6 protein-coding genes are annotated in these 6,422 nt (G+C 67.0%); 2 read left to right on the top strand and 4 right to left on the bottom strand.

Annotated features, from left to right (window positions below):
* Positions 1-292: 292 nt before the first annotated feature.
* Positions 293-913 carry a class I SAM-dependent methyltransferase gene (locus tag VNE62_02635; GenBank protein ID HVE91184.1) on the top strand — a complete coding sequence of 207 codons (621 nt, stop codon included), beginning with the start codon at positions 293-295 and terminating at the stop codon, positions 911-913.
* A 40-nt stretch (positions 914-953) separates the two neighbouring features.
* Here VNE62_02635 and VNE62_02630 read toward each other — a convergent pair whose 3' ends face one another.
* The 4 genes from VNE62_02630 to VNE62_02615 form a co-directional block, all read right to left on the bottom strand.
* Positions 954-1,370, bottom strand: coding sequence for a nitroreductase family deazaflavin-dependent oxidoreductase (locus tag VNE62_02630; protein HVE91183.1), 417 nt, complete (start codon positions 1,368-1,370; stop codon positions 954-956).
* A 126-nt stretch (positions 1,371-1,496) separates the two neighbouring features.
* A complete protein-coding gene (locus VNE62_02625; protein ID HVE91182.1) occupies positions 1,497-3,548 on the bottom strand; it encodes a hypothetical protein in 2,052 nt (683 codons plus the stop codon).
* A 137-nt stretch (positions 3,549-3,685) separates the two neighbouring features.
* Complete coding sequence (locus tag VNE62_02620) at positions 3,686-4,312, bottom strand: hypothetical protein (protein HVE91181.1); 627 nt, start codon at positions 4,310-4,312, stop codon at positions 3,686-3,688.
* Between the two features lie 480 nt (positions 4,313-4,792).
* Entirely contained in the window at positions 4,793-5,641 is an 849-nt protein-coding gene (locus VNE62_02615) for a hypothetical protein (GenBank protein HVE91180.1), read from the bottom strand.
* A 101-nt stretch (positions 5,642-5,742) separates the two neighbouring features.
* Here VNE62_02615 and VNE62_02610 point away from each other — a divergent pair, with 101 nt between their 5' ends.
* Positions 5,743-6,231, top strand: a complete 489-nt coding sequence (locus VNE62_02610) for a helix-turn-helix transcriptional regulator (protein ID HVE91179.1) — start codon at positions 5,743-5,745, stop codon at positions 6,229-6,231.
* Positions 6,232-6,422: the final 191 nt, after the last annotated feature.

Genomic DNA, 6,422 nt, shown 5'->3' with positions numbered 1-6,422 from the left:
AACACGCACGGACTCTACACGGCGTACTTCAACGGCTCGGAGACGGGCCAGGCCAACAAGCGCAAGGCTCCCCCGTTCCAGGGACTCGAGCGTGCGGCCGAGGCCAACGACCAGACCGTCGCGGAGTACTGCGAAGGCCTCGTTGGAGGCAAGCCCAGCCGTCGCGCCTAGCACTTCAGGACTGGTTTCGGAAGGGGCCCCTTCGGGGGCCCCTTCTTCTTTTCGCCCACGCGACTTCGCCGCAACGGTCGTGCACCCTTAGGATCCAGCCCGGCGACAGGAGGAGGAACCGTTGGACCAGAGCCGGCTGGGCGAAACGCGCCGCTTCTGGGACGCCGCCGCCGATGCGTTCGATGAAGAGCCCGACCACGGGATGCGCGACCCGCGGATTCTCCATGCGTGGACGGAGTCGCTAAGGGGGTGGATGCCCGCCGAGGGTTCAGCCGTGCTCGAAGTCGGGTGCGGGACGGGATCCGTCGCCTTGGTGCTGGCAGGACTGGGTCACGACGTCACCGGAATCGACCTGTCCCCGCGAATGCTGGAGATCGCTCGCACGAGGGCTGCTGTGGCGGGCCGCGTCATCCGTTTCGACCTCATGGACGCAGCCGCACCGGACTTTCCTTCCGGCACGTTCGACGTCGTCATCTGCCGGCACCTCCTGTGGACGCTTCCGGACCCTCCGCAGGTGCTGGCACGATGGGCATCGCTGCTGAGACCGGCGGGCCGGCTCGTCCTGATCGAGGGCTACTGGGACACGGGGGCCGGCCTGCACAGTGAGGAGGTCGTCGCGGCTCTGCCTAGTTCAGTCGCGAACGTGACCGTTCAGGATCTCACCGGGAGATCGAAGCTGTGGGGCCGAGAGGTCACGGACGAACGCTACACGGTGGTTGCGGCTGTCCATGACGAATCATGAGCCGGTTGGACGCCGGAGCACGGCGACCTTGCACTCGGCCTCAGTCCAGTGGGTCGAGGATGACAACCGGGATCTCCCGCTCCACCTTCGCCTCGTAGTCGGCGAAGAACGGGTACCGCTGCTTCTGGGTCGTCCAGATGCGCTCCCGCTCGGCCCCCGCTGCGACGCGGGCGCGGAAGCGGCGGGTCTCTGTCCCGACCTCGGCAGTGACCATCGGGCTCGCAACCAGGTTGTGGAACCACTGCGGATGCGTGGGGGAGCCGCCCTTTGAGGCGAACACCGCCAGGGACTCACCAAGGTCCTGTCGCATCAGCGGCGTGACGTGCTCGCGGCCGGTGCGGGCACCTAGGGTGTGAAGCAGCACCAGGGGAGCCCCGTCGAAGTACCAGTCGACCTTGCCGGCGTTGCCACGGAACGCCTCAATGATCCTGGCGTTCTGCTCGCTGAACCTGCTCACCAGCCTGTGCCTCCGCTCGTGTGGCGGGACTCGGACCCTGCTTCCCCGCTGGTCTGCCGCTGAGGCCCGGGAGTCGGCTCAACAAAAGGGGGCCGGCGGTCCGGCCCCCTTCTGGTTGTTACCAGTTCATGGACAATTCACTTTGCTTTCACCCGAACAGGCGTCTGATTGCGATCCGCCGTCGATCACGTCGAAACCGAGACCGCCGCGCAGTGCATCGGCTCCCGCCCCTCCGAAGATGAGATCGTTTCCGCTTCCACCATTGACCGCGTCGGCACCCCCACCCGCAAAGATGACGTCGTTGCCGCCGCGACCGTCGATCGCATCCGCGAAGCGCGACCCACAGATGACGTCGTTGCCGGCGGTCCCAACGATGGAGCGGCCGGATACGGCGCCACGGGCGTCGATCGTGCATCGCGCCACCGTGATCACGGCTGTTCTGGTCACGGCCTCCGCATTTGCCGCGTCAGACGTCGCCGTGTTCGTGAACCGCTGGCCCGGAGTGGCCGAACGGGTAACGGTCACGGTGTATCGGACCGTGTTGGTGGAGTTCGGCGACAGGGTCGGGTCTGGGCCACACGTCAGCTCGGGATCGGTGGCCTGAACCGTGCACGCGAAGGGCGCGGTGCCATCGTCGGTGGTGGACTGCGGTGTCCCGGCCATTGTCGCCCCGTCCGGAAGATCATCGGAGAGCGTCACGTCGGTCGCGGTGCTCGGTCCCTGGTTGGTGACGTTGATCACACACGTCACACGATCACCGGGGGCAGCGTCGCCACCGGGCCGGGCCGTGTTGGAGGTACACGACTTGGTCAACGCCAGCGTCGCGCGTGACTGGACCGTCGTGTCCTCCGTGTCTCGGTTGTTGCCCTGACATTGGTTGTCGGCCTGGTTGGAAGCACGGACGCAGACGACGTTGGTCAGGACGGTGCCGTTGGCCAGTGACGGGCTCGTGCGCACCTGGATCGTCAGGCTCGCCGATTGCTGCGGAGCAATCTCCGGAATCAGGCACACAACGATCCCATCCTCCGGGGGGGCGCAGTTGGGGCTTGAACCTTCGGGGACGAAGGTCGTGCCGGCCGGCAGCGTGTCCTCCACGCGTACAGCCTCGGCCTCCGCCCCGGCGTCGAGGTTCCTGACCACCACCGTGTACGTCAGGATCTGGCCGGCGGTCACGGGGTCCGGGTTATCCGACTTCTCTACGGAGATGTCGGCCGGAGCTTCCACCGCCGTTCGTTCATCGTCCTGTCCGGCGACGATCCCGCTTCCGCCGGTGATAGTGGCGGAGGCACTGGCGATGTTGGTGATAACGGAGTCGTCCGGTGCGGTGACGTTCACCGTAAGCGTGAACGTGTCGGTCTCCCCCGGCTCGACCGTCTGACCCGCATTGAGAACACAAATCACCGTCGGTGGAGGGCCTGTGACGCTGCATGTGTACTCAGCCAGCTCCTCGGGGCCGGGAGTGATCCCCACCAGCGTCGTGCCGTCCGGGATCTGATCGCGCAGCGTGAGGTTCGTCAGCGTCTGACTGTCGGCATCGGTCGCAACCGTGATCGTGTACGTGATGGAGCCGCCGGGAGCGACCGGGTCAGGAGAGTCCGTCTTGCTGACGATGATGTCCGTGTCGAAGATCAATACTTGGGCGGTGTCGCGGTTGTTGGACTCCGCGTTTCCGGCCGCGTTGCCCTCGGCGACGGCATCGTCGGGATCGACGATGGCGGCGTTTGTGACGGCGCCGGGGGTTGTAGCGGTGCCCGTGATGCCAAAGCCCCGTGAGCCCCCCGCGTCCATTTGGCTGCCTTCGTCCGGGTCCGACCTGCACTCGACGAGCGTGCCCTCGGGGAAGGTGGTCGTGGTGCAGGCTGGCGCCGACACATTGGTGATATGCGGGGGGATGAGGTCTCGCACCAGGACGGCGTTTGCTGGGATGAGGGCGCTTCCCGTGCCCTGGTTGCGAACCAGCAGCGAGAAGAACACCTCATCGCCGGTCTCCACTGTCACGGCTTCTCTGTCGGTCTGACCCGGTCCCGACACCGTCTTCTCGACGATGAGGTCGGGGCAACCCGTCTCACCGGTCACGATGCAGCGGTCCGCCTGCGCCACCGCGGCCCCCGCCCACGCGATCAGTCCAGCGACTCCCAGGCCGAGCACGACCGAGAGCCGGATCAGGGCATCGCGCACCAACGTCCTAGTAAGCATTTGCCCCCCTCGGTCAGCCCGGCGGACGGGCCGGGCAGTCAAGTCTCGTCGCAGACGTTAACAACAGCATCAGCTGTAGGCAACACGGCGGGATGCCGGCGACGAGGCCTCGAAATGTCCTACACCTCGGGCCTACGTCTGCGGCTGGGAGTGAACAGCAGCAGACCCGTCAAAGCTCCCACCAGAGCTGCGGGCAGCACTCCCAGCGCCAGTTTGAGGATCGCGCTCAGGGCGATGGGCGCCTTATCGCCATCGTCGCGGTCGTTGATGTCATCTGCAGGTTCGGGCGTCGGATCCTGACAAATCCGGGAGTCGGCCCCGAACAGCCGGACGCAGTCAGCCCGCTCCTCCGGATCCCTTGACTCCACCGGCTCAGGCGTTGGAGCCGGCGTGTCGGGAGCCGACTCCGCCAGGACGGAGGACCCCCCGAGAAGAACAGCGCCCGCGGCAGCAACCAGAGCGAGGTGTCCGAGGCCGGATGCGAGTGCCGCGAGTCCGGCTGCCGAACCCCCTGATCTGGCGACTCTGGCCACCACGATGCCGGCCATGGCGGCCAGCACCGTTCCCACGAGTATCGAGAACACGAGCACTGCGCCCAGGGCGAGGCTTCCTGCGATTGCTTCGCCGAATCCCTCCAGGCCATCACCGGAACGCGCTTTGTAGAAGCCGATCGCGTTCAGGAACAGGACGGCAGCGAGCCCCATCCCGAGGCCAACCGCTGCGAACATCCCGACGATCCCGCTCACCAGCTGCCCGCCCCGAAGGCCGTCCTCCGAGGACGTATGCGCGTAAACCGACGGCGCGGGACGCTCCCCCAGATCCGGAGGTTGAGCGTCGGCAGGTCGACTGGGAACGGAGATCCTCACGACATCAGGAGGAGGATGCGGTGAAGCGTCGGCGGGACTCGGATCTGAAGCCGGCAGAACAGGCCCTACCGGCTCGTCGGTCATCGGCGTCGGAGGGGCGTCCCGCCGTTCATTGCAGGTGACGCAGGCGCCGCTGACGCGAACGGTCTCCCGCTCACCGCCGCAAGCAGGACACTCTCGCCATGAACCCCCCGAAGCGGGACGGACGAACCTCTTGGTGCAGCCGTCGCACTCCGCGTGCTCTTTGATGTCGAACACGCGCGACTCACCACACGAGCAGGGGGTCCAGCTCATTCGACTAGCCATCGCCACCTCCCTTCCACCCAAGATGCTAGTCGCGCTCGACGCCCCCCCCGCGGGTCAGGACTTGTCGCTTCCCTTCAGGGTCCTGGACTTCTTCTCACCCACCAGGTTCGCCACCAGGCGCACCGACGACGAGGCCGACTCGACGTCGCCCACGCACAGGTCGGCGGCCCCCGCGGGCATCGGGACGCCCTTCTCCTCGAACCACCCCGCCGACGACTGCGCGTGGCGCTCGGTGCGCAGCTCGGTCCGCTGCAGGTAGTAGTGCGAGATCATGTGGAACACCTCGCCGCGTCCGTGCTCAAAGCGCACCGCCACCGCCGGTTCCCCATAGCGCGAGCCCAGCTCCGACGAGCGGACGAGCACCTGGACCCCCGCGTCCAGCACGCGGATCGGGTAGGACGATCCCTCCAGCCACCACTGCGGGTCGTCGGACGGGTCCATCACTCCCCGCAGAAACGGGTTGTCGTGCGCCGTGACCTCGATGCGGACGACGTCGTCGCGCGTCGGCGTGCCGTTGTAGTCGACCGTGCCGGGAAAGCACGGCTCGATGACGTGGCGCAGGGCCCAGTCCGTGCTGAAAAGCGAGCCGCCGTCGTCCACGAACTGCCGGATCCGGCCGACGGCGTCCCGCTCGATCTGTCCGGGGCAGTTCACGATCAGCAGCTGCTCCGGACGAAGCGCCACCCGCCCCAGCGCCTCGGCCGGCACCCGGACGAACGGCATCTGCATCGAGTCCAGGACCAGATGGACGTGGTCGTAGCACCCGTCCACCACCACGATGTCCGATCCGCAGACCGCCCTCAGGGCCTCGGCGAGGTGCGGCGCCTCCTTATCTATACGTGCGCGTGCGGCCTGGGCTCCCACGTCGTAGGCCCTCTTTCTGGCGTCACCGTTGTTGCTCACAGCGTCCTCCTCGGCTCGTATGGCTTCTATGGGAGGTACTATAGATGCTAGTAGCGACAAGATGCAACCGGACAAGGGTGATCTGCTGCTAGGGTGTTGCGATGAGCAGCCGTCCGGGGGCCGGGGACAAGGCCCTGGGCCTCACGATCCGCATCATGCGCACCGAGCGCGGCATCGACCGCAAGACCCTGGCCAGCCTGACGGGCCTGTCCTACCCGTACCTGTCGGAGATCGAGGGCGGACGAAAGCACCCGTCCACCCGCGTCCTGGGACAGATCGCCGAGGCGCTGGACGTGGAACTGTCCGAGCTCATCGCGGGGGCCGAGTCACGGATGGGGGGCGTGGTCGCCAGCCCCCGGACGACGTCCGCCCCTCCCCCGATGGAGCCGGTCGCGAGGGCGGCCGCCTCCGCGCCGCAGGAAAGCTGGTTCCACGACCGCCAGGAGTTGGTAGCGCACGCCATGCTGTCCGAGCCTGCCGGGGGGCCGCGGGACGACGACATCACCGACGAGCTCTTGGACCTCGTCCGGAGGCTGGACCCCAGCGACCAACGCCGCCTCCTGGACTTGGCCCGCCGCCTATCCAGCTAGGTTGGCAAATCCCTTCATCGATGGGCGAGCATTCACGTTGGGAGTCATCTGGAGGAGGGAACATGAAAGCGCCGCACCTAGGTCTGGTCATTGCTCTCGCTATCCTTGCCGGTGCCTGCAACTCCCCCAGTCCGAACGGGCAGGGCACGACCCCGGTCCAAACCGCCCCGGGCGAGCAGGCGGCTCAGCCT

It is taken from the genome of Actinomycetota bacterium, assembly GCA_035536535.1.
Lineage (GTDB): Bacteria > Actinomycetota > JAICYB01 > JAICYB01 > JAICYB01 > DATLNZ01.
This window is presented reverse-complemented; position numbering and strand designations above follow the sequence as displayed.

What these genes read in the sequence shown, in the direction of transcription:
- VNE62_02610 (HVE91179.1), top strand. Translation starts at nt 5,743, where the DNA reads ATGAGCAGCCGTCCGGGGGCCGGGGACAAGGCCCTGGGCCTCACGATC.